We start from the raw sequence: 23,341 nt of genomic DNA, 5'->3' as shown, positions 1-23,341 counted from the left end.
TTCAGAATTTTCTACTATGGATGCAATATAAAAAAATGGAACAGGCACTTCCCTGCTCCACACGTGGGTTAATCACGACTATTCAATTATGTCCATATCAATCTGCAAGCTTCATCATCTGATATTCTGACATTATGCCCAATGTCTGACCGTGAATACTTCTGTAATACATGCGAATAACCAGATGATTCGGTGAAGAGCTGTTGCTGATAATCCTCAGCTCATAAGGATCGGAAGATACATCCAGATTATGAATGACTTGATTACCACCCGCTCCCCCCGAATTCGAACTTATATGAAAAAGATGTCGATACAGTTCTCCGTGCCTACTGGCTCCGCCAACAAATACATCTGTCCCTTCATCGCTCCCCACATAGGCCAACTCCACGTCCATGTATTTGATGGGAACAAACGTCTGTAACAAATTTTCATGGATATTTAGCACATATACAGCCACTGTAGATCCCTCCTTCGGCGTATGAGCCTTTCTATACATAGGATATGCTCCCCCTTGTCTATTGTCATTTGCATTCACCCATTTTCAACCAGATACACAAAAATGCCCGACCTTCCGGTCCTCTTTTTTCATAGAATAGAAGCATAGAAGCTCGGCCGGTGCAGGCCGTGACAAGGGGGTAGCTATGAGAGTTCTGCTCGTTACGTATTGGGAGCTTACACATATGGGAGGCATATGGACATATGTCAAACAACTGGCCGACAGGCTGATTTCACTTGGTGTAGAGGTTGATATCATGGGCACAAATGGTGCTAAAAACGAGGTATATGTTCGTAATCTGAACCGCGCTTTCTCCAAGGATACGGTGTGGCCCATGCTGCAAGCCAAACTCAATCCGACCGATCTGCCACAATTCACTGCCGATCCGCTTCTCGCTTATTATGAACTGAACAGATACGCCTTCGAGATGGCCGCCGCTTATCTGGGAGTAGACCACTATGACGTAATCCATGCGCAAGATCCCGTAGCCGCCGTAGCCATAAAACGCATCTTGAACCGCAATATCCCACTGGTCACCAGCTATCATGGGGCACTTGCCCGCGAGGCCTTTTACGATGCTCAAAACTCCAACCCGCAGCTTACTCTTTCTTCCTATCTGCAATCCAAACGCGGACGTTATTTTCTCTCATTGGAAGAGCGAAGTGCAGCACAGTCTGAGCTGATTCTGGTGTCCAGTCACTGGATCAAAAGTACACTTACAGAACTCGCGGTTCCAGAGTCGAAGTTCAGGCAAATCCCCTATGCTATCGACCTGCCAACCTACCGTGCCTCAGCAGCCGTGAAATTTCGCCAACGACCACCCGCGGGCAAGAAAGTCATTGCCTTTACCGGAAGGCTTGAATACATCAAGGGTGTACATGTATTAATCAAGGCTTTAGCCAGTCTGAAAAGCAAACGTACCGATTGGGTGTGCTGGATCGCAGGAGAAGGCAATCTATCCGATGAATTGCAGGCACAGGCCACGGCAGCAGGTATTGGCGCTGATGTTGTGTTCTGGGGCAAACTCGACAATATCCCTTCCTTCCTGCGCCACGCAGACATCTATGTCCAGCCCAGCCTGCAGGATACTCAGCCGTTCTCCGTGACCGAAGCACAACTGGCGGGTATACCTGTTATCGTCAGTGGTACAGCCGGCATGCCTGAGATGGTTGAACCGGGACGTACAGGATGGGTTGTTCCTCCACAGGATGTCGACTCGCTCAGCGAATTGTTGAATGCATTACTGGAGGATAACGTTACCCGAAGAACAGTGGGGGCGGCGGCAAAAGCCTGGGCTGAACAACATCGTTCACTGGAAGAAATGGGAATGCGTACTTTTCAAGTCTACCAGGAGGCTATTTACAGAGGAGGACAACCGATATGACGCTGCTTGTACCGAGTGATCTATACAATCGCTGGTTTTCGACTCCAGTTTCCACGCCTCACATCGACGTGGATTACGCTATCATGAATCAATTGATGCAGAAGCTGCCCAAGGGCTATGTATTTCCCGATCCCGTGTCGATGGAGATCATGTATTCAAAGGATTAAGTTGTCCCATTCCATACTGTCTTCATGTAACATACCGGAATATCAAACAAGGGGTGTACCATTTGTCATATGAATGACGGTGGACACCCCTTGTTTGCTTTTATTGTGTTGTGTTCTAGCGAATCCAGAACACGCTAATTGATTCTTTTTGCACAGATCCGACATGTAACGAATTCCAGATCTTATTCATCTGTCGCCAACTTGGAATACATATTCAGATCGTTGAACGTTTCGCCTGCCCTTTCGTATGCTCTGAGGGTACCTTCGTATGTGAAATTGAGCTTTAATAATAGCTTGATAGAATTCACATGATTGGGGTCAACCTTTGCTTCGATTCGATTCAGCTTCATCGTCGAGAAGGCATGAGCTAACAAAGAAGAGATCGCTTCTGTCGCATATCCTTTTCCCCAGTGTGATCTGGCAATGTCATACCCAATTTCTGCTTTGAGATTGTCATAATCCAGCAAGTTATAACCGCATGAACCTATAATTTCATTGGACTCTTGCGCGATGATAGAGAATCGAATAGCCTTGTTTTCCTGAGAAAGATCGTCCAGAATATTAATCATGGCTATGGCTTGACTTTCATCCGTAAAAGGAGTGATATTCATGAATCTAGTAACCTCCGGATCAGACCAAATTTCAAACAAGCTGGCCGCATCCAATACGTTCATTTTTCGCAAAAATAATCGTTCTGTGTGTAACTCTGTAATCAATACTTCACCTCCATTCGTTTATTAATGATTCGGTGTAAGATATTGATATCTGCGCATAGCCCAGTCCCTTCCGTGTATGAATCATTTCATTATACAGAGACTTCGGCATCCCTTCTACCTACCTGTCCATGGATCGTCTTAGAACAAAAAAGAGCTCCCCCACTTATAGCACATTAAACATGCTTCATAAGGGTGCTCTCATATCCATTTAACCACCTATTCCATTCAAGCCATCATCGGCACACACGTCTACTTCACTTCCAATACCCGCCGACCTGAAGCAAATTGAGCAAAATAGGTCTGTGCTTCGCCTGAACACGTTCCATCTCGGCCACCAGAGCCTTAAAGTGACGTTTGGTCCCCATTGAATCATGCAGACGATAACACATCAGGGGCTCATTGTAATAGAACAGCTCATACATCGGAAACAGTCGCAACCACATCTCGTAGTCATGAGTGTAGCGAAAATCGGTATCGAACAAGCCAAACCGCTCAAATGCATCCATCTCCAACATGACGGTACAGCCGTTGATCGGACAACCTTCAAGCAGTACCTGCAACATCTCCAGACGACTGCCCACTTCCGGATGCACCGTATCCAACCACTCACTCTTCTCATTCACATAGTGGTAGGCACCATGACAGAATGAAGCCTTGACCTCACGCATAAACTTCAACTGTTTCTCCACACGGTCCAGCAGCATCACATCATCTGAACTGAGCCAGACAAAGTATTCCCCTGTCGCCTGTTTGATACCCTCATTCAATGCCGTCGCGGTACCACCGTTTTCTTTGCGGATATAATGGATAGAATCCATGAATGGCTCTAGTCGCTCCACGTGCTCGGTTGACCCATCATCCACCACGATCACTTCAATATGCGGATAGGTCTGGTGAGTGGCACTGTGAACAGCCTGCTCGATATACGCACAATTATAAAAAGGGATGACGATCGATACTTTCGGCTCCATTCGGGGCCCCCTTCCTCCGCTTATCTCTGCATAGCGATTGCTTTCCTACATTTTATGAAGATCCATTCGATCGGCATTGGACATCCGCGGTGTTACGGAAGCACATTTCATTCTGATACCACCTTTACTGTCATCGGGTAAAATGCTGCGCAAAGAGGGCGTCACTCCGCCAACTTGTGGCTTCATAACTGCCCTCTCAACGCTAACCCCCAAGCGCCGCTATGCGCTGCAACAACGGTTCGCGATATCTCGACCATACCATGGATGCTTCTCTGCCGATGACATCGGCATGACGAACTGACCCCATTCCCCCATGCCACCGATAGGCCGTAAGCGGTTCGTTCAGGTATGGGAACCGATGACCGTTCAGTACAATCCGCATCCAGAGATCCAGATCATGCGTGTAAGGCAGAAGCTCATCGAATAGCCCTACTCCGCTGAACAGATCCTTACGAATCATGACCGTGCAGCCATTGACCGGATTGCCGTTGACGAACCGCCGCAGTAAGTCCAGATCGGACATCGGTTCAGGCCCACCATGCATTTTGGTAACGGCTGAATGCTCGTTGATATAGTGAAAATTCGTGTACGAGACGAGCACATTCTCGCGCTGCATAAACTCGAGCTGATACCGGATTTTATCTGGATACAGAAAATCGTCCGAACTAAGCCAGGCTACATAATCACCAGAGGCATGACGAATCCCATGATTAAGTGCCGAGGCCGTCCCGCCATTGCTTTTGCCAAGCACATTAATATAAGGAAGATAAGGCTGAAGCAGCTCTGCATGCCGGGTGGAACCGTCATTCACAACAACGATCTCCACATCCGAATATGTCTGGTTCAGCGCACTTTGAATCGCCTGAGGCACATAAGGGCAGTTGTAGAATGGAATGACAATGGATACTCTTGGACTCAACCTGTCGTCCTCCCTTGCTGGGCACGAACATCACTCAGGATATCCTGAAGTGATGTGGCAAATGGAATCATCGGCTGCCAGCCAAGCTTGCACAGCAGTGATAATTCCTCCTGTTTCCCCGAACCGTCCGGACCAGAAGATGCCCCATCCCAGCGAACAGGAACTTCCGCTTCTGTCATGGACAACAGCAGATCTGCAACTTCACCAAGACTCCGCTCGGTGCCAGACACCACCGGATATACTGTACCGCTGGCCCCCTGTATCAGGAGGGTTGCATACGCTCTGACTGCATCCCGCACATCCAGAAAGTCACGGGTATTGTCCCGTCCCGACAGGCGGAACGCCTCCGTTTTGCCCGCCTGCTCACAGGCAACAACATGGCGTGCAAGCAGGGAACAGATGCCTGTGGAAGGACCCGCCCCAATCAGATTGCCCGGCTCCGCCAGCATGATCTGTTGTCCGAAGAGTGACATCCACGACAAGGACACCATCTCTTCCAGCGCTTTGCTGAGACTATATGGATGTGGAGGCTGGGGAATCCGGCCAGGTTCCTGCGTATATTTTAACCTCGATCCTACAATAACGGTTCGTGCTGCCGGACAACTGCGAAGCGCATCCAGCAAATACAGCACGGCCATCACATTGGTCTCCAGGACCAGTAACGGATCAGACCATGAATCAGGCACTGAATTTTTGCCAGCGAGATGCAGCACATAGTCGGGCTGCACCTTGCCGATCAGATGACGCACTTGCTGTTTATCATTCAGATCACAGACATGGACTTGGGTACCTATTCCAAACGAATGTACATCCGGTCTCCGGACTACCGCTACAACCACTGCACCAACTTCTCGAAAATAAGATACAGCATGTCGCCCGGTAAAACCGGAAGCGCCTGTAATTAGTACTGTCTTGCCCGTCAGCTCTGCTCCATCCATAATGCCAACTCCTTCAGCATTGTAGAATAATCCGGCAGGTCTGTCTTCACATCCTCGCGAGTGGACACCAGCGTACGGTCCTGTACTACACTGTCATCACGCACAATCGTCACATCCTGCTTGTTCCAGGTCTGCTTGAACAACACAAGCAGATCATGCTTGCTGACAGGTGTTGGATGAGCTAGATGGATCAGACCACTAATGGATGAGGCCAGGTAATGGTCAACCCATTTGGCCAGTTCAAGTGTGGTCACACCATTCCAGAATACGCGGGTATACCCGCCGACTTCACCTGTGCGGGACATAAACCATTGCATCAGACCAATGCCGCCCTGCCGAATTTCGGGTCCAATGATGGACGTACGAATCGTCAGATGACCTTCATCCTGGACTTCACCAAGTGCTTTGGTAATGGCATAAGCTGAAGTCCCATCCGTAACATCATCTTCCCGGTATGCTCCCCGATCTCCGCTGAACACACAGTCTGTGCTGATATGAATCAGACGTGCACCAATCGTATCCGCAACCCGCCGCAGACGATGCGGCAGAAACCCATTGATATGATAGGCCGTAATTTTGTCCTCATCTGCAAAGCTGTTCAACACACCTACTGCATTAATAATCACATCCGGGTGCACCGCTTCTACCAATCGATCAACCATGAAGCTGTCGTTCACATCCAGGAGCAGACCATTGGGGTCCGTTACATCACGAGTTGTGTAGAAGACGCTGTGTACACCTTGACGGCGGAAATAGTCGACCAGAATATGGCCGGCCATTCCGTTTCCACCAAGTATCAGCAGTTTCATGACAAAAATCCTCCGCGCTTGAGAATTTCACGAATCTCCTCTTTGGTCATCAGTTGGTGTTCAGAACTGAAGCTGTTAAAGGAGACCGGTGGACAATTGGTATAATGTTCACGCAGACCTGGTATGCCCAGGGTAGGAAGAATTACCAGATACTGCTCATCGTAGACAACGGTAGTCATGCTCTCGAATTCACTCATCAATATTTCATGAATTTTCTCACCTGGACGAATGCCCTGTTCCACAATGGCCACATTCTCCACACCGGAATCTTCAATTAACACTTCCGCGAGATCCACGATTTTGCAGGTTGGCATCGTCATGACAAAGATCTCTCCGCCGACACTTTCCACCGAGGCTTTGAACAACAGGGTAATTGCATCCTTTAGCGTGAGAAAGAACCGAGTCATGCTCATATCCGTGATGGAGACCTGGCCTTTCTGACGAATCTGATTCTTGAACAGATGTACCACACTGCCGTTCGTTCCCAGAACATTTCCGCCCCGTACCGTAACAAACTTGGTTTCACTGTGTAACAAATTGGCATATACAATTAATTTCTCGCCGATTGCTTTGGTCATGCCGTAGAAGTTGGACGGATTGGCAGCTTTGTCAGTCGAGATATAGATTACTTTTTCCACCTTGTTTTCAATGGCAGCCTCAATCACGTTTTGTGTACCAATCACATTGGTTTTGAGCGCTTCATACGGTTGGTCTTCACACACTGGAACATGCTTGAGTGCCGCCAGATGAAATACATAGTCCACATGCTGGCAAGCCGCCGTCAATGCATCCTTGTCACGAATATCTCCAATCCGGAAATGAAGACGTGGGTCCTCAAATTCACGACTCATAGCCACTTGGCTGGACTCGTTCCGGGAATATACAATAATTTCTTTGGGCTGCTGGGGCAGCAGTTGAGCCACAAGTTCATAACCCCATGATCCCGTACCGCCAGTCACGAGTATACGCTTATTTTCAAACATGCATTTTCCCTCCAAGCAGAAATTTAACTACTTTACCGGATACATCTGTTGCTTTGTAACCTTGCGGGCAATCCCAATCAGTGGACATCTGCGTCATGACTTTCACGCAATCAGCGATGCGTGCCGCATCCAGACCGGAGACCACATTGCTGCCGCAATCCACCGTTTCCGGACGCTCGGTAGTTCGGCGCATGGTTACGGTCGGCACGCCCATAATGCAGCACTCTTCCTGCACCGTACCACTGTCCGTGAGCGCACAACGTGCATGACGTTCGAGCATCACAAAATCGAAGAATCCAAACGGCTCGTGAAACTCTACCAGCGGGTTCATCTCCAGTTGCAGATGCTCCGCAATCCGAATTGCTGTACGCGGATGAATGCTGCAGATTACACGCAGCCCGTGTTCCTCTGCGACCTGATTAAGTCCTTTCATAATCTCCAGCAGATGAGGGGCATGATCCACATTCTCGGCTCGATGGGCAGTAACCAAAAAATATTGCCCGGACTTCAGCTTCAGCTTTTTGAGGATTTTGCTGGAGTTCACCTGTGCGTCATAGTGCTGCATCACTTCATAGATGGGATTGCCCGTGAGCACAATGCGCCTGCTTGGTACACCTTCGCTGACCAAATGTTTCTTGCTCTGTTCCGTGTAAGGCATATTAATGGTGGAGATGGCATCAATAACCTTGCGATTCTTCTCCTCAGGCACATCCAGATCAAAGCAACGATTGCCTGCTTCCATATGAATAACAGGAACACCCATGCGCTCAGCCAATACTGCACATAATGCACTATTGGTATCCCCGAGCAGCAGCAGTTTATCGGGCTTCTCCTGCAATATCAGATCTTCCATTTGCGTAAACATCGAGGACAGCTGTCGTCCCAGAGAGGCCGCTTCATCCTGAAGAACGTAATCCGGTGCGCGCAGGCCCATTTCCTTGAAAAAGAGACCACTGAGACTTTCCGTGAAGTTCTGTCCCGTGTGCACCAGAATATGTTTGGACGCATACTGGTCCAGCTTGGAGATGATCAGGCTGAGCCGTATGATCTCAGGTCTCGTACCCAGCACCGTCATGATCTTCATCGTAATCCCTGCCTTCATCTTGTATTGGAACCCTTGCGCCCTGCTCGGCTGCGTCCCGCCTTGGCAGATTTGCGTCTGCGGGTGGCTGATTTGCCCATATGCGGACGTGGTCCCTTCGTTGTACGGGATCTCCCTTTACGTCGGCCAGTTCCGGAAGTACGTTTCAGCCCCTCACGGTCTCGGCGAGAATGAGATGCAAGTGACTTACGACGGCGTTTCCGCGTTTTGCCCCTCTGTTGAATCAGCTTTGCAGCTGGGCCAGTACTTGAGGCTACAGGGGCATCTTGACCCAATGCAATCGGAGGTAATGAGGAATGTGGCAACGCCTGTATGACCGTCAGCGGGAATAACAGGGCCCGAACCGTAACCGGCTCCAGAACCAGTACCGTGCGTAGTCCTCCCTCCCCATGGGTATACACAGGTCCATTCGGAGGTTGGATATAAGCAAACCATCCGGGAAAACGCAATAACCACTGTGTCACCATCGTATGCAATTTCGTTCGGTAGGTTTCAACCCCGTAGAGCCTTTCCGCTTCTGCCCGATTGCGCCATCCCGTATTCGAGGCCAGCTCCGAATCATTCAGCAAGGTTGTCGCCAAGGTGACAAGCGCTTCGGTATCCCCGGGCGGGGCCAAAAATGCACCACTGCCTACGGATTCCATTAATTCCTTCAGTCCACCCTGAGCGAAAGCGATGACCGGTTTGGCAAAATAGAGACCCTCCAGTGCGGTCATGCCAAATCCTTCTTTGACCATACTTGGGATGACCACGATATCCATGGCGCTATACGCCAGAGATACGTTCTCTTCAAACGTAGTGAAGGTAAATCGGCGTGAATACCCGGATTTTTTCACCCGTGATACACACTCGTCGTAATACTTTTTATCCGATGGTGCCCCGATGATCCAGAAGCGACAGCGCGAATGCGTTTCACAGATCCTCAAGGCCATATCCACAAAAGGTTTCAACCCTTTGGCATCATATATAAAGGAAGAAATATAACCGATACAAGTCTGTGATGCCTTAAGACCAAGTTCCTTGCGCTTGCGCTCACGCAGATGAACCCAGCGGTCCGGTGCGGGCAGAGCCGGTTCCCATGTCGGCGAAATGACGGTTAGTTTGTCACTCATGCCAGCTTGATGGAATGGAGCGACCGCTGTCTCGGATATACCGATAATCCAGTCTGCATAGCGACCAATCATCTGAATCGCCTCGGTTGTATGTTCATTCGTATGAATGATCTCGGTAATCTTCCAGATAATCGGAATCTGAAGCGACTTCGCCGCTACAGCCGGCATCACATTGACACAGGTATTCGTTAACACGAGATCGGGAGCAGTCTCCCGTATGAGGGAGACCACTTCCTGATATGCTGGTGTATGGCGAAGTTGCTCTGCATCATTTGCAATGCCCAGGTAAGGTGTGTACACACCGTGAAGCATCGGCAGATTGCATATTTTGACCTGAATGCCGAATCTTCGTGCAAGCCCTGCCAGCTTCCCATCCTGGGGTACAATGAGCACACACTCAAAGATCGTACCGATCTCTCTCATAAAATGAAGCAGCAGCTTCTCTGCACCTGTAATGCTGCGAGTATTGCACACATGTGAAAATAACATCATCTTTGGTTTCGTTGCCATGGCCGCACGGACCCTGTATGCGGATATCCGATACAGGGTACTGTGCACACCTCCTCCCGGCCAGGATTAAGGGAATATGATGGTTAACATTTCATTAATTCTTTTGCCATACGTGTGGTCTTTCAGGGTACGCTCGAGTCCACGAAGGGCAATCTCACGGCGTTCCTTTTCATGCGTAAGATAATATTCCACCTTTTCGAGTAACTCCTGCGGCGAGGAATACGTCTCAATCTCCACACCCGGTTTGTAGAAACGCGTAATGTCATCCCTTGCGTCGGTCAACTGTAGTGTTGTGGAAGCGGCAATTTCAAACGTTCTTGGGTTCGGTGAGGCTGGCGGGATTTTGAGGTGATTATTATTGACGGAATCATCTTCGTGGGATCGATGCAGGTTAATGACAATTTTGGTGCCATTGTACACATCATTGGTCTCCTGTGGACTCATCCAGCGGCCAAGTTCAATCTTCTCGCCATAGGCAGTATAGTCAGGCAGACGGTCCCACCAGATTCCGTTAAATACTGTATTGTGTGACATCAACTGAGGCATGATTGGATTAAAGAAGTATACCCGGTTCCAATAAGCCGAGCCGATAAAGCTGACATCCCGTTTTAACGGGGAAGGGGTTGTAATCGGAAAATAATGATTGGTGAACGCGGCAAAAGGGAGATAATGGACTGACGCGCAGCCGTTTTGTCGATATAAATCGATGCAGTTCAGTTCCAACGTGAAGATATGATCAAAATGTTTGACGATATCAAGCGTCATGTCTGTATAGTACGGATCATCAGTCAGCCAGATGGCCGTCTGAATGCCGGCTTGGCGGATCGCATCGATATGCTCGATGGGTATATCCATTCCATCCAACACAAGCACCAGATCAGGACGCGTCTGCAGCGCAATCTCAGAAACCGGTTGACGCGGATCCGTGAGGGTTACCTGAGCTACCATTCCCTGTAGCGTGGCCATGATGGCCTCATCCAACGGGGAGTATGGGAAACCTTTACCCGAAGATACATACAGCACGTGAACTTGTCGGAAAGGCAACGGTTCCTGTGCACAATTTACAATATAGTTGGCGCGACCGCGCAGATATCCTTCTTCTTTACCTGCGTCATATCCGGCATGTTGCCCATTTTTGCGCGCTTGATCAGCCAGGCTCAGTACCGGTGCATGAACCTTTTTGGTTTTACGGTGTTTGAGAGACATACCGCCACTCCTTTATTTTTTGGGATAGGTTACTCGTTGTGCTGTTACTTCAGACGGGGGTTACAGATGTTCCAGCAACTGACCAATACGGCGAGTGAACGTGTGCTGGTTCATCGTGGTGAGAAGTCCCCGCCATGCCATCGCCTGTCGTTCTTCTTCATGCTTCAGATAATAGTGGATCTTGCGCTGAAGTTCTGCTGCGTTGGTGAAGGTCTCGATGTCATATCCCGGCTTATAATAACGGGGCAAATCCGCACGTGCATCCGTAATCTGCATGGTGCCGCAGGCACTAATCTCATACGTGCGCGGGTTAATGGAATGACCTTCAAGATGATGTGTGTTGCGATTGTCTTCCCCATTCTCGCAAGTCCGGTGAATGTTAATGACAATCTTGGCGCCATTGTAATAATCGACTGTCTCTCCCGGAGCAATCCATCCTTCGTGGATGAAGCGGCCTAGTACATCAAAACGTGCCAGCCGGTTCCACTGACTACCTGCAATGAATACCTTTTTGTCCGCAAGAAATGGAGCCAGCTCATCAAACAAGGCAATCCGGTTCCAAAATCCGGTACCGATAAAACAAATATCATGCTGATGCTGCGGTGCCGCGCGACGCGGTTGAAACATCCCCGGATTCACTGCGAGTGGCATATAGATGACCCGGTTCGCTCCATGTCCTTGATAGAATGGTACAGCGGCCTCTTCATGTGTGAACACGACATCATAGTGTTGACACAGGGACACAGTATCCTCGGTAAAATACGGATCATCCACAAACCACACAGCTGTTCGAATACCGAGTGCACGTATGCCCTTCACCTGCTCCAGATGATCCGGGGGAAACACATGCAGACCATTCATAACGAGCACAACATCTGGCCGATGCTGACTGGCTTCCTGCAACATCGTTGCTGGCGATCCAACAACGCATTCACGTACAGACTGTTGCAGGGCCAGGGTGACACCTTCATCGATGGCATCGAACCCTTGCGGAATATACAGCACCTTCATGTCCCGCAGGGTCGGTTCAAACATCTGCACCCGCTCCATCATGGCTTGACAGCCGCCAAATCTGCGGCCTTCTGCATATCCGCCGCGGTAAGCTGTCTCCGCTTCAGTTAGCGGACGGTGTCTTCGTTTTGCCACATTCTTCACCCTGTCTTCCTTCAGGAGATCTCACTTCCAGACTCTCCCCGAGATTGGTCTTCCCTCTAAAGGATATGCCTCGGGGTCAGATGCATCATGGACGGGTGTCCTGCAAGGCGCAAAATTGGCGCTTGCCCTCCACATCCGCCTGTACGGGCATGTCCGCTTTTGCGGCGATGCAAATAACCCGGGGGGATCTGTCCCCCCGGGCTATCATCATTTGTTTGGCATCACCAGCATCGAATATGGAATACAGCCGAAATAAGCCGATGCTTACGAAGGTTGCTTCGGAAACAGTGCAGTTGCTCACGTAGTCTTCCCTACGCTCCGCTGCTCCATTTCTAGCTTCATTCCATCTTCTCAGTTACTGTGCTTTGTACGCCAGCTGATGTCCGTCCTCGAATCCCTTGGCGAAACCCGCGTTGAATCCCTCGTTGTACGCCTCGTTGTATCCCTGGCTGTACGCACCGTCCGGATTCGGATCGGTAGGGGTAGCCGGGACGATGGGTTGTACAGGCTTCGGACTCCGGTACCGCCGTACCGTCCGTTTCTTTTTTTTGAGCCACGCACTGCGTCCTTTAAGTGGGCGTTTGTGAAGAACACGTTTGGCTCTGAGCGCACGCAGCTTGCGAATTTTGCGCAGACGGGCTCCACGAGTTACCAAAGCTCTTTTGGTTCTCAGTCGTATTTTCTTCTTCTTTAACATGTCATCATTCCTCCTGTATATCCCGAACGATACGAATTGCACACTCGGGGTCTTTGAGCCACGGCAAGCCTGGCTCCCCATGCTGGATTCGAGCCAGCCTGATTCCCGTTACCATGCGAGACATCTCTTCCTGATAGCGACTCAGCAGACGAATGTTTTCGGCCAGACTGCGGGCGGATACTTCCGAATGAGCAGTTACACTGGCTACACTGTCCAGAATGCGTGCCAGCGCCTGCTGACTGTGTGCAATGGATTCAATGAGGGCCAGTTTAGCTTCCTGCTCACGCCGCATCAGACTCATTTTCCCATGTCTCCCAGATCCATGCCGCCAAACATGCCACCATCCATACCGCCGCCATCTTCGCTGTCGTTCTGTACCATCACCGCTTTGAGATTGTTGCACAGTCCGGTCTCCATCCGGGTTAAACCTTCCAGCAATTCCACCAGCTGATCATGCATTTTGAGTGGCTCGCCGACCTGATCCCCATGCGTCAGAAAAGTATCCCCATTCAAATGATTCAGCGTCCAGTTCCGTACCTTCTCGGCCTCAATCGCTTTTGCCTCCAGAATCAGGGCAATATTCCACTGCATCTTGGCTGCTGCGTCCAGCATCAGAATGAGGCTCTGTTCTCTACTCATGTTCCTTCACCCGCCTTCCGGGCTTATTCTTCCTCTTGAACCGCGATCTCCCGCATGACTTGGGTCAGCGTTTCGGCTACAGCCTCTTCCAGATCTGCAAGGCCTCCCAAGTAAGAGATAATGCTTTTGTTGATTTGCCCAGAGCTATCCAGCAGACCGTCAACGCCATCCAACTCCGGTTCGATATCTGGCAAATGATTGATGATTTCAGACATGCGCACAGCGACTTGGCGTTTGGCATCCAGCACACGTGCGATCTGCTGGTGAGAGTGTGCAATATGTGTGATGATTTCATCGATTTTGCTCTGCATGGTCCTCCTCCTTACCGTCACGGCCTGCTTCACCCATAGAAAAACCCGGCCTATCAGCATTTGCCTGTTACAGCATATGCCGGGCCGGGATCGTCAGTTACTACAGCTTGCGCCTATATCGTCAGATGACATAACTCCAGTCAGAAGAATACCGACTGAGGAATTGGCGAGTCCGTTCCTGCTTGGGACGCACAAATACCTCTTCCGGGGTTCCTTCCTCTACAATGGAACCCCCGTCCATGAAAACAACCCGATTTGCCACCTCACGAGCAAACCCCATTTCATGGGTGACCACAATCATGGTAATCCCCTCTTGAGCAATGGAGCGGATGACAGACAACACTTCCCCTACAAGCTCGGGGTCCAGCGCCGAGGTCGGTTCATCAAACAAAATCACCTCGGGATTCAGTGCCAGTGCTCTGGCGATTCCTACCCGCTGCTGTTGTCCACCGGACAACATACTTGGATATTCATTGATTTTGGCAGAGAGTCCGACTTGTTCAAGCACACGTAAGGCACGTGTACGGGCATCAGCTTTGGATATTTTCTGGGCAATAATCAAACCCTCCGTGACGTTATCAAGCACCGTCTTATGTTTGAACAGATTATAATGCTGGAAGACCATCGCCGTTTTCCGTCTCAATTGCACAATGTCATGTTTGCGTGCATGCTTGCAATATACGGTCAATCCACTGATCTGGACCTCACCCTCATCGGCACGTTCCAGAAAATTGACGCAGCGCAGCAGCGTTGTTTTACCTGATCCACTCGGTCCAAGGATCGCAACGACATCACCCTGCTCCACCGTCAGATCAATCCCCTTCAATACATCCTGCTTGCCAAATGTTTTGTGTATGTTCGTTAGTGTAATCATGACACGCCTCCTTTGCTGTACACGGCAACCCGACGCTCAAGCAAAGCAGTGATCCGCTCGGCAATGAGGGTCAGCCCCCAGTAGATGAACGCGGCGGCGATAAAGGCCTCCAGAAATTTCAGACTGACGGATGCCACCACATCCGCTTTACCGAGAATGTCCATCTGTGACACGGTAAAGGCGAGTGTTGATCCATGCAGGAACCCGACAAACATGCTGCACAGATTAGGCAATACCGCCCCGATCGCTTGAGGAATGATGATGCGCCTTAAAGCCTGGAATGTGCTCATACCCACAGCGTGTGCAGCTTCCATCTGACCGATATCAACGGCAAGAATGCCTGAACGGATAATCTCGGACATATAGGCGCCCGCAGTAAGCGAGAAGGCAATGAGTACAAATACGAGAATCGGGATCGATGAAGATTGGAAAGCCCAACCGTAACGTTCCGACAGCTTATCAATAATCATCGGAATACCATAATAGATGAGGAATAGATGCATCAGCATCGGTGTTCCACGCAGGAAAGAAACGTAGAAGTCAGCAATGCGATGAATCCACCGCACACGATAAATACGGATCAGAGCCGTAGCCAGACCAATTCCGAAGCCTGCAATCAACGGAACAATCGTAATGACGAGTGTCAGTGGCAATGCCTTCAGAATTTGAAAAAAAGAGGTATAGATAAACTGGAGATCAATCGACATATGCTCACCCCTCTATTCGTTTCAGGCGTTTGGCGCGAACGGTCGATTTGTGTACAACCCTCTTGCGTTCATGACGCTGTAGTCTGCGTTCTGCAACGGCAAATCCTTTTTCCAGTACAATGACAATGACATAATAGACCACAGACAGACTGATATATACCTCAAGTGCGTGGGATGTGGCGGAGATTAACGTCTGCCCTCTGCCCACCATATCCATAACACCGATGGAGAACGCCAGTGACGTATCCTTTAGAGAACCGATTAACGTATTGGCCATGTTCGGAAAAGCAACAATCAGTGCCTGCGGAACGACAATCCGCCGAAAAGACTGGAATGTCGTCATACCCGCAGCATAGGCTGCCTCCGTCTGACCTTTGTCCACACTGCGCACTGCTCCGCGAAAGATCTCGGCAAAGGATGCCGCATCACTAAGCGCATAGGTCACAATGACAAATAACAACGGGTCGGTTCTCGACAGGTCGATGCCAATCGGTTTGAGCAACTCGGGAAGTCCGTAATACACCAGGAACAATTTGATCAGGATCGGTGTGCCCCGCATGAATGAGACGTACAGGGTAGCCAGCTGGCTTAGTACCGGAATCCGATACAGACGGGGAACGGCCAGAAGCACGCCGCCCACCAGTCCGAGCACGATGGAGCCACCCAATACAATCAGTGTTATATGCAAATATCGTAGCAGTTCCGGGATGAAATCCAGAACCAATGACAGATCAAATGATTTTCCCATGACCGCTGCACACCTCTCTCAGACTACTCTTCAACCGTATAGTCAGCCCCAAGCCACTCTGTACTCAGCTTGCCTAATGTCCCATCTTCTTTGATCGATTTGAGCGCTTCGTCCACTTTGGTTTTGAGCTCCTGCTCATCCTTGTTCAGAATGAAATACACTTTGGAGTTGGAGAGGGCATCTCCCACCGTTTTCAACTGGGCATCCACCGCTTTATTCTGATAATCAATGGCAAACTGAGTGCTGATCGTTGCATCCACCCGGCCTGTTTTGATCTGGGTAATGGTATCCTCACCTGCTCCGGAATAGACGATATCAATGCCGTTACCGTTCGCTGCATTCCATTTCTCAGCAAGTACAGCCGCATTACTCGTAGCGCCGACAATCAGTTTTTTCCCCTTCAGATCCTCAATCGATTTGACTTCCTCATTTTTCTGACTGACGACAATTTTATTTGGGAAAATATTATAGGCTTCATCATTAAACAGGAACTTGGCCTGTCTCTCTTCATTTACTTCCATCTGGTGAGCGATCAAGTCAATTTTTTTCGTTTCCAGACTCAGCAGCAGGTTTTTGAAATCCATAGTGCTGAATTCGAATTCGTAGTCAGGCAAACGTTTGTCGATCTCCCGGATCAATTCCACATCATAACCTGTTAACTTGCCATTTTCATCAATGAAGCAGACATTCGGGAACTGTGTACCTGTTCCTACAATGATTTTTTTCACTTTGGTATCGCCTGCTGCCGAAGCAGATTCTGACTCATTGCTTGCAGTACCTGTGCTGCATCCAGCCAGAACCGCCAGCATTGTAATGAACAGCAGTGCTGTCCGGAATTGTTGAATCCCCCGTTTTTTAACCATTCCCAATCTCCTCCACAGGCTGTTATCACAGCAAATATGATGTGTGCTCCCATTCCGATATCTCATTAACAAACCATTCTTACTTGTATAGTCGGAATTAGGTTGAACAAAGAATATCATTACAACTTATCTTTGGGCAATAACTAAACTAATAGGACATTCTGATAAGGTTATAGAACTTCTCTATCGTACACGAAGAAGCCATCCCCAATATCATTGGTGGATGGCTTCTTGATGTATGACTCTCGTTCAATTATATTTTTTTGGCGTTACACCATATCTTGCTTTACTCTCTCATCTATCTGCGACTTGCCCATTTAATTTTACGTGCAACTTCCACTCGCTGTAATTGCAAGAGGCCGATCCGTTCCTCGAACTTCTTGCGTTCATCCATGGAATGAGCGGCATGAATCTGATGGCACAGACCAGTAAGTTTACTGTTAATATAATCGAACCTTGTCCATAATTCCTCTTCAGGTGTGCGCTGCTGGTCCGTCGCCGTCTGAAATATTTTAAGTTGGTGGATTAAGGATTGCTGCCATTCCTGATCTTGAATTTGGATGGCAAAATGCAAAAGATCCAGATAGTCATCGATTTGCAACGAAACGCCGCAATCAGGTCTAGTGTTCATCGTCGTCTCTCCTTATTTCAGTACTTGGCTGGAATCAATTACTTCTATCTTACAGGAACAAGCCCACTGAAAGCGAGTACTGAATGATTAAATTTTGGAATTTTTTTTATTTTTTTATGTTAAAACAGCTTTACATTTCCATTCGTTCCAATTCAGTTAACATTTGATATTAATGCATATGAAATATATGATAAAAACCCGCGTTAAGGAAGAAGTTTTTTCCTTAAAACGGGTTTTACGTGATGAAATATATCGTATATCTATTTAAATTTCAGTCGTTTTTACCATCTCGCTGCTGTCTGGTCATCAATAACATGATAAACGAGATGATGATAATGGAAACAGTCCATGCCCAAGCCATGGTCTGATTGCCTGAATCCACAGCGACATAGATTGCCGTGGGTACCGTTTGTGTTTTGCCCGGAATATTGCCTGCAATCATCAGTGTCGCTCCGAATTCCCCGAGTGCCCGGGCAAAGCCCAGGATGAAGGCGGTCATCAGCGCTCTGGCTGCGAGCGGCAAGGAAACGTAACGAAAGACCTGCCACTCATTCGCCCCAATCGAACGACCCGCATCTTCCAGATCCCGATCGACACCACTGAATCCCGATTTCATGGTCTGATACACGAGTGGAAAAGCAACCACCACCGCAGCAATCACCGCAGCCCACCAGGTGAAAATAACCGGTGCAGAGAATATGGCTTCAATCCATTGTCCAAGCAGACTTTTACGCCCCAGTATGACAAGTAACAGAAATCCGACCACCGTTGGTGGAAGGACTAGTGGCAGCATAAATGCCGTTTCCAGCAGAATCTTTCCCCGAAATGAAGTACGTGACATCTTCCAGGCTACCGCAATTCCGAACACAGTGGCCACCACGCTGGATAACAGCGCAACCTGAAGCGACAGGCGCACCGGCGACCAGAATACGGACCAGTCTATGGCGTTCATATTCATTCCGGAATTGTGAATCCATATTTCACGAAGATATCCAGTACTTCAGGGGTTTGCAAATACGCATAGAATTGTTCGGCCTCTGTGCGGTGTTTCGTTCCTTCAATAATGCCTATCGGATAATTGGCGGGTGTGTAGCTGTTCTTGTCCACCTCAAACGCAATTTTCACCTGATCTGAAGTAAGAGCATCCGTTTTATATACAAATCCGGCATCTGCATTACCTGTCTCTACATATTGAAGGACCTGTCTAACGTCTTTCCCCTGCACTAGCTTGCTTTCCAGTTCATCCCACAGCTTGGCATTGGTCAGAGCTTCCTTGGCATAGGTTCCCGCAGGCACACTTTCCGGAATGCCAATCGCTACCGTCTTGATGGAGTCATTGGTAAGATCCGTTTCGCCGGTTACGGTATTGGTCCCATCTGCTGGCAAAATCGCCACCAGTGAATTCTGTAGCAGATTCTTCTGATCGCCTGATGCAATCAGGTTCTCATCCACTAGCGCATTCATATTTTTCGTTGCCGCCGATACAAAGATATCAGCCGGGGCGCCCTGTTCAATCTGCTGTTGCAAGGCACCCGAGGCGCCAAAGTTGAAATTAAGTTCTATATAAGGATTAGCTAGCTCATAATTGGCTTCAATCTCTTTCATCGCATCGGTCAGACTGGCAGCCGCCGAGATCGTCAGATCTACCGTTTCCTGAGGATCACTGTTGCCCGCTGATGAACCTTCACCTGATGCCGCTGGCGTTGAAGTCGTTCCTTCTGCACCCGTGGATGTATCCGTAGTGATCGTGCTTGCGCCACAACCAGCCAATACTAGAGCCAGTCCCAGTGACATACTTCCCAAAATATATCCGATTCTCTTTCTCATTCAGTTCTCCCCCAACGTTATCTTTGGTTATAACTAGTTATAATTAATTATATCTAATTATACACAAGACCAAAAAAATGGGAAGGTGATTTCAATCACAATTGATTTTTGTTACCTGTCTTCTGCGTTTCTTGCGTGTTCTCAGGTTTATGGCACACCTCAATTAATGATATAGTACAAGAAACATTCCATTACGATGAATGATCGGATCTATATCTTTGAAGGAGGATCTTCACTTATGACGGAGGAGCAATCCTACACAACCGAAGAAATATCCAAGCTGCTCAAAATATCGAAACTGACAGTCTATGACCTGATCAAAAAGGGAGACCTTGTCGCCTACCGTGTGGGTAAACAAATGCGAATTGATGCAACGGATCTGGAGGCATATAAACGCCGATCCAAGCAACTCCAGTCCTCAGGTCAGCGTATCCCCAATACGGTTCAGACCTCGGTATCAGGGACTCAGCCAGGTCATGTTGATGCTCAGGAAAACTCCTTACAAGCGAGTTCTACCCATACAATGACTTCTGCACCACGGCATCTGGTCATAACAGGTCAGGATGTCAGTCTGGATATCCTAATGCGCCATATGGAAAAACAAACCCGGGACATTCGTCCGCTGCGCTCGTTCATGGGCAGTCTGGACGGACTTATCTCAATGTATCGTGGTGAATCCGATCTGGTCAGCACCCATCTGCTCGACGGAGATACCGTTGAGTATAATCTGCCGTATATTCGCAAAATTCTGACAGGACGATCCTATGTTGTGGTAAACCTGCTGTCACGTCCCGCCGGGCTATATGTACAGCGTGGCAACCCGCAGAACTTGCAGCATTGGACCGATCTGAGCAAGCCTGAACTAAGACTAGCTAATCGGGAGAAGGGTTCTGGTGCGCGGGTATTGCTGGATGAGCAACTTCGGTTGCATGGTATTTCTGCCGCAGGCCTGATCGGATATGAAATGGAAGAAACCAGTCACATGGGCGTGGCTGCCAAAGTGAGTTCTGGCGAAGCCGATGTCGGAGTTGGCATTGAGAAAGCTGCACGACTTGTGGGCCAAGTTGATTTTATCCCTCTCGTTCAGGAACGCTATGATCTGGTCATGCTGAGGAAGCAGGGTAATGAAGCCTGGACAGAATCGGTGCTGCGAATTCTCCAATCGCCTGAGTTCAGACAGGAACTGCAATCATTCGAGGGCTATGATGTATCGCGAACAGGTGAAATTTTGTATGAAGCATAGTTATACCAAATGCAGTCCATAACAGTTCATGCTCAACGTGTGTTACACATCACATCATGCATATATCAAACGCCTTGCAATGGATGCAAGGCGTTTTTGGTATTTCTTTGTATATATATAAGTCATGATATGGATGAATGGATGGATTAATATGGTAGATCAATCTCAAAAATGAACACACCATACGTAGGCATGCTGATCTCATCCTGAAGCGTTGTACCCGACAGCAACTCTTTGGCTTGCTTTTTAAGCTGGATTGCCACTTGGTGATCCGAGTAGTTGAGTAAAAATACATAAGCTTTATCCTTACCGGAACGGATCCCAAGCTCAACTTCGGACGGCACCTCCACTAGATCATCCACAGGCGAGACTAGCCCGATTTCATCCAGAAGAGCATCGACGACCGGTTCATTGTAAGCCGCACCATAATACCATACCTGCCCCTGACCCACCGTACGTTTGGTCAATGCAGGACTACCTGCATAATATTCGGATGCATACTCGGCCACGACCTGTACGTCGGGATGCTCCACATGAAGAACTTCGTTAAATCCGGCGGTGGGTGTTCCTTCCTGAAGTCGCTTACTCTCCCCAGTCCATTGCAAATCAGCTGCAGAAACAGTTCCTTTGATTAAGGTGAAGTCCTCTACGGTTACACCACACAACTCAGCGACAGCCCCTGGGAACGGTCTCATATAACAATGTCCCTTGAGATCCTTATAACCGGTGCGTGCACCGAAAAACAGGGTGCCCCCTTGACTGACATAGGCTTGCAGCAGTTCTGCTGTCTCGTCTGTCATGATGGCCGGGTGAGCATAGATGATCACCTTATATTCGGATAACGTCTCCAATGTTGTCGTGGATTGCAGGGTCACCAGATCCGTCGGAATATGACGATACTGGAGCTGCTTATACCAGGAGCGTACACTCTGTTGCTGAAGCGGACCGTGCCACTCATCCAATTCTCCGTCCCAGATGTTATCGTAATCCTGCAGGATCGCAACATTGGCTTGATAAGTAGTGCCCGCAATAACGCGCCCGATCTTGGCAAACTCTTCGCCTACTTGCGCAACCTCGCGTACCCTTCTGTTGGGTTGATTGTGGTAATCATTGATGCCATGCCAGTACATCTCGGTACCGAATGTTGCCGTCCGCCAGCGGAAGTAGACAAGCAGATCTGTTCCGTGGAGAACAGATTGATATGACCATAATCGGATCTGCCCCGGTCTTGGTGTGCCCATGCCTATACTATCTACCCAGCCTCCTGGCCCAGACTGCTGTTCCATGACGCAAAAGTTCGGTGACATATTGCGTACATTGGACAGTTTCATGCTCCAGGCCCGGTCCTGTAACGAATTGTCGTCTGTCCCCGGGAAGATCGTGGCAAACTGTGGATACGAATCATAGGAGAAGAAATCCAATAAGTCCTCTGTCATTTCATGATTATCCAAGTGCCCAAACGTACCGTTTGTTGTGATCCAATGTTTCGGGTCCAGTTCCCGAATAATGTCCACCTGAACCTTGGCAAATGAAATAGTATTGGCTGAGATGAATCTCTTTTCATCCAATGCCAAATGAGGATTTGGCGATGGACTGACCATATTTCGGGTAAGGTGGACTTGCTCCCAGTCGGTATAGGTCTGACTCCAGAAAACGGTTCCCCAAGCCTGGTTCAGATTCTCTAATGATTCATAACGATCCTTAAGCCATTCACGGAAAGCGACATGATCTGCCTCAGCGTAAAACACATCCATATGGCAATTGAATTCGTTATCGATCTGCCAGCCAATGAGAGCCGGATGATCTTTATAGGCAATCACCATATTACGCACGATTTTTTCACATTGCTGTCTGTAGATGGGGCTGCTGTAGTTGGTATGGCGTCGCATGCCGTGTTGATACAATACGCCGTCTTTATTCGCATTTAATACTTCAGGGTATTTTGAGGTTAACCACGCTGGTGGAGTTGCAGTTGGTGTTCCCAAAATAACGCTCAAACCATATTGATGTGCCAGATCCATTGCCTTCTGGAAAAAACTAAAATCAAACTGGTCTTCTTCCGGTTCAAAGATAGACCATGCGAATTCAGCCATCCGAATAACAGTAATATTCATCTCTCGCATTCTGCGGAAATCGTCCTCCCACAACGCTTCCGACCAATGCTCAGGGTAATAACAGACCCCCATTTTCAATTCATCCATATGTATAGACTTTGCCATCTTCATTTGCCCCCTTAACCTGCCATATTGCCTCCATTCTATTGGAACCTTCACTTATAATAAATGACAAGATTATGCGACTTATAATAAAATATTGTCATTACTATAGATTCA

At 48.7% G+C, this 23,341-nt stretch carries 27 protein-coding genes; 3 read left to right on the top strand and 24 right to left on the bottom strand.

Going from position 1 to position 23,341, the window contains the following annotated elements:
- Positions 1 to 97: 97 nt before the first annotated feature.
- The gene (locus ACX9NY_RS29770; RefSeq protein ID WP_339237270.1) at positions 98 to 496 is read right to left on the bottom strand and encodes a hypothetical protein; all 399 of its coding nucleotides are present in this window, start codon (positions 494 to 496) and stop codon (positions 98 to 100) included.
- A gap of 145 nt (positions 497 to 641) precedes the next feature.
- On the opposite strand from ACX9NY_RS29770, the gene ACX9NY_RS29765 reads away from it, so the two are divergent.
- Both ACX9NY_RS29765 and ACX9NY_RS29760 read left to right on the top strand, forming a co-directional pair.
- On the top strand, positions 642 to 1,880 hold the full coding sequence (locus ACX9NY_RS29765) for a glycosyltransferase family 4 protein (RefSeq protein WP_472476601.1): 1,239 nt from the start codon (positions 642 to 644) through the stop codon (positions 1,878 to 1,880).
- Entirely contained in the window at positions 1,877 to 2,047 is a 171-nt protein-coding gene (locus tag ACX9NY_RS29760) for a hypothetical protein (protein WP_253440469.1), read from the top strand. Before ACX9NY_RS29765 ends, ACX9NY_RS29760 begins: the two co-directional genes overlap by 4 nt.
- Before the next feature lie 182 nt (positions 2,048 to 2,229).
- Here the strand turns inward: ACX9NY_RS29760 and ACX9NY_RS29755 are convergent, their stop codons facing one another.
- The 22 genes from ACX9NY_RS29755 to modA all read right to left on the bottom strand — a co-directional run bounded on the left by ACX9NY_RS29755 (position 2,230) and on the right by modA (position 19,765).
- Entirely contained in the window at positions 2,230 to 2,763 is a 534-nt protein-coding gene (locus ACX9NY_RS29755) for a GNAT family N-acetyltransferase (RefSeq protein ID WP_472476599.1), read from the bottom strand.
- Between the two features lie 254 nt (positions 2,764 to 3,017).
- Positions 3,018 to 3,734 carry a glycosyltransferase gene (locus ACX9NY_RS29750; protein ID WP_339237279.1) on the bottom strand — a complete coding sequence of 239 codons (717 nt, stop codon included), beginning with the start codon at positions 3,732 to 3,734 and terminating at the stop codon, positions 3,018 to 3,020.
- Positions 3,735 to 3,779: 45 nt separating this feature from the next.
- The gene (locus ACX9NY_RS29745; RefSeq protein ID WP_339257109.1) at positions 3,780 to 3,920 is read right to left on the bottom strand and encodes a hypothetical protein; all 141 of its coding nucleotides are present in this window, start codon (positions 3,918 to 3,920) and stop codon (positions 3,780 to 3,782) included.
- A gap of 16 nt (positions 3,921 to 3,936) precedes the next feature.
- Entirely contained in the window at positions 3,937 to 4,653 is a 717-nt protein-coding gene (locus ACX9NY_RS29740; RefSeq protein WP_472476597.1) for a glycosyltransferase, read from the bottom strand.
- The gene (locus ACX9NY_RS29735) at positions 4,650 to 5,591 is read right to left on the bottom strand and encodes an NAD-dependent epimerase/dehydratase family protein (protein ID WP_472476595.1); all 942 of its coding nucleotides are present in this window, start codon (positions 5,589 to 5,591) and stop codon (positions 4,650 to 4,652) included. Before ACX9NY_RS29735 ends, ACX9NY_RS29740 begins: the two co-directional genes overlap by 4 nt.
- Positions 5,573 to 6,400 (bottom strand): dTDP-4-dehydrorhamnose reductase family protein, encoded by an 828-nt coding sequence (locus ACX9NY_RS29730; RefSeq protein ID WP_253440481.1) that lies wholly within the window; start codon positions 6,398 to 6,400, stop codon positions 5,573 to 5,575. Before ACX9NY_RS29730 ends, ACX9NY_RS29735 begins: the two co-directional genes overlap by 19 nt.
- Complete coding sequence (locus ACX9NY_RS29725; RefSeq protein ID WP_339257113.1) at positions 6,397 to 7,383, bottom strand: polysaccharide biosynthesis protein; 987 nt, start codon at positions 7,381 to 7,383, stop codon at positions 6,397 to 6,399. The genes ACX9NY_RS29730 and ACX9NY_RS29725 overlap by 4 nt, the downstream gene beginning before the upstream one ends.
- A complete protein-coding gene (gene wecB / locus ACX9NY_RS29720; protein WP_339237292.1) occupies positions 7,376 to 8,467 on the bottom strand; it encodes a non-hydrolyzing UDP-N-acetylglucosamine 2-epimerase in 1,092 nt (363 codons plus the stop codon). Before wecB ends, ACX9NY_RS29725 begins: the two co-directional genes overlap by 8 nt.
- A 14-nt stretch (positions 8,468 to 8,481) precedes the next feature.
- Entirely contained in the window at positions 8,482 to 10,107 is a 1,626-nt protein-coding gene (locus tag ACX9NY_RS29715) for a glycosyltransferase family 4 protein (RefSeq protein ID WP_472476592.1), read from the bottom strand.
- A gap of 66 nt (positions 10,108 to 10,173) precedes the next feature.
- Positions 10,174 to 11,313: a CgeB family protein gene (locus ACX9NY_RS29710; protein WP_339237296.1), complete on the bottom strand. Its 1,140-nt coding sequence runs from the start codon at positions 11,311 to 11,313 to the stop codon at positions 10,174 to 10,176.
- 60 nt (positions 11,314 to 11,373) lie between these two features.
- Complete coding sequence (locus ACX9NY_RS29705) at positions 11,374 to 12,468, bottom strand: CgeB family protein (RefSeq protein ID WP_339237298.1); 1,095 nt, start codon at positions 12,466 to 12,468, stop codon at positions 11,374 to 11,376.
- A 355-nt stretch (positions 12,469 to 12,823) separates the two neighbouring features.
- The gene (locus tag ACX9NY_RS29700; protein WP_339237300.1) at positions 12,824 to 13,165 is read right to left on the bottom strand and encodes a hypothetical protein; all 342 of its coding nucleotides are present in this window, start codon (positions 13,163 to 13,165) and stop codon (positions 12,824 to 12,826) included.
- A 4-nt stretch (positions 13,166 to 13,169) separates the two neighbouring features.
- Complete coding sequence (locus ACX9NY_RS29695; RefSeq protein ID WP_339237302.1) at positions 13,170 to 13,466, bottom strand: hypothetical protein; 297 nt, start codon at positions 13,464 to 13,466, stop codon at positions 13,170 to 13,172.
- The gene (locus ACX9NY_RS29690) at positions 13,463 to 13,804 is read right to left on the bottom strand and encodes an alpha-helical endospore appendage domain-containing protein (RefSeq protein ID WP_017692510.1); all 342 of its coding nucleotides are present in this window, start codon (positions 13,802 to 13,804) and stop codon (positions 13,463 to 13,465) included. The genes ACX9NY_RS29695 and ACX9NY_RS29690 overlap by 4 nt, the downstream gene beginning before the upstream one ends.
- Positions 13,805 to 13,827: 23 nt before the next feature.
- Positions 13,828 to 14,115, bottom strand: coding sequence for a hypothetical protein (locus tag ACX9NY_RS29685; RefSeq protein WP_017692509.1), 288 nt, complete (start codon positions 14,113 to 14,115; stop codon positions 13,828 to 13,830).
- Between the two features lie 121 nt (positions 14,116 to 14,236).
- Complete coding sequence (locus tag ACX9NY_RS29680; protein WP_472476588.1) at positions 14,237 to 14,989, bottom strand: amino acid ABC transporter ATP-binding protein; 753 nt, start codon at positions 14,987 to 14,989, stop codon at positions 14,237 to 14,239.
- Positions 14,986 to 15,696 carry an amino acid ABC transporter permease gene (locus ACX9NY_RS29675; protein ID WP_342570943.1) on the bottom strand — a complete coding sequence of 237 codons (711 nt, stop codon included), beginning with the start codon at positions 15,694 to 15,696 and terminating at the stop codon, positions 14,986 to 14,988. The genes ACX9NY_RS29680 and ACX9NY_RS29675 overlap by 4 nt, the downstream gene beginning before the upstream one ends.
- 4 nt (positions 15,697 to 15,700) lie before the next feature.
- On the bottom strand, positions 15,701 to 16,444 hold the full coding sequence (locus ACX9NY_RS29670; protein WP_472476586.1) for an amino acid ABC transporter permease: 744 nt from the start codon (positions 16,442 to 16,444) through the stop codon (positions 15,701 to 15,703).
- Positions 16,445 to 16,467: 23 nt separating this feature from the next.
- Complete coding sequence (locus ACX9NY_RS29665; protein ID WP_339237311.1) at positions 16,468 to 17,307, bottom strand: transporter substrate-binding domain-containing protein; 840 nt, start codon at positions 17,305 to 17,307, stop codon at positions 16,468 to 16,470.
- 298 nt (positions 17,308 to 17,605) lie between these two features.
- Entirely contained in the window at positions 17,606 to 17,938 is a 333-nt protein-coding gene (locus ACX9NY_RS29660; protein WP_339257123.1) for a hypothetical protein, read from the bottom strand.
- A gap of 271 nt (positions 17,939 to 18,209) precedes the next feature.
- Positions 18,210 to 18,896 carry a molybdate ABC transporter permease subunit gene (gene modB, locus ACX9NY_RS29655; protein WP_472476583.1) on the bottom strand — a complete coding sequence of 229 codons (687 nt, stop codon included), beginning with the start codon at positions 18,894 to 18,896 and terminating at the stop codon, positions 18,210 to 18,212.
- On the bottom strand, positions 18,893 to 19,765 hold the full coding sequence (modA, locus tag ACX9NY_RS29650) for a molybdate ABC transporter substrate-binding protein (RefSeq protein WP_472476581.1): 873 nt from the start codon (positions 19,763 to 19,765) through the stop codon (positions 18,893 to 18,895). The genes modB and modA overlap by 4 nt, the downstream gene beginning before the upstream one ends.
- 238 nt (positions 19,766 to 20,003) lie before the next feature.
- Between modA and ACX9NY_RS29645 the strand changes: the two genes are divergently transcribed.
- Positions 20,004 to 21,008: a substrate-binding domain-containing protein gene (locus tag ACX9NY_RS29645; protein ID WP_472476579.1), complete on the top strand. Its 1,005-nt coding sequence runs from the start codon at positions 20,004 to 20,006 to the stop codon at positions 21,006 to 21,008.
- 146 nt (positions 21,009 to 21,154) lie between these two features.
- On the opposite strand, the gene ACX9NY_RS29640 is transcribed toward ACX9NY_RS29645, so the two are convergent.
- Positions 21,155 to 23,227, bottom strand: a complete 2,073-nt coding sequence (locus tag ACX9NY_RS29640; RefSeq protein WP_472476577.1) for a beta-galactosidase — start codon at positions 23,225 to 23,227, stop codon at positions 21,155 to 21,157.
- Between the last annotated feature and the right edge of the window lie 114 nt (positions 23,228 to 23,341).

This window comes from Paenibacillus sp. CB74, assembly GCF_055687625.1.
This window is presented reverse-complemented; position numbering and strand designations above follow the sequence as displayed.